Annotated in this window: 1 protein-coding gene; it reads left to right on the forward strand. The window is 68.1% G+C overall.

Annotated elements, in window-relative coordinates:
- Positions 1-238 precede the first annotated feature (238 nt).
- The coding region (locus tag WFJ01_RS19060) for a hypothetical protein (protein WP_336630054.1) at positions 239-436 on the forward strand (198 nt) is incomplete at its 3' end.

Raw genomic sequence — 436 nt, forward strand, 5'->3', positions numbered from 1 at the left:
GCACCTCGACCCGGCGACCGTCCTGAACCGCACGACCGGCTCCTACGCCGGCCACGTGAAGGCAGACGGATCCCCCGCGACCGGGGTGACCGACGCCCGCACGGACTGGCCCGTCCCTGTCGGTGGGCTCTCGCAGGCCGACCGCGACCACTACGGCATGTAGCCGACCACCACACCCTCCAGACGAAGCCCCGCCCCTGTGGCGGGGCTTCGTCGTTCCTCCCGAAAGGACGCTCTCATGTATCCGAACGGTGAAGTCCCACTCGGGCTACTGGTGGCCCGACCGTGCGCGGGCAAGGACATCTGCCTGATGATGCCCGGGACCGCGGCGAAGCATGACCGGTTCGTGGCGCTCGCGCAGGCGGAACGCGGATGGACACCAGTCGTTTCCGGTCCATCAGACGCTTACCGCACTATCGGGATGCAGAGGAACTAC

Source organism: Microbacterium sp. MMO-35 (genome assembly GCF_037147555.1).
Classification (GTDB): Bacteria; Actinomycetota; Actinomycetes; order Actinomycetales; family Microbacteriaceae; genus Microbacterium.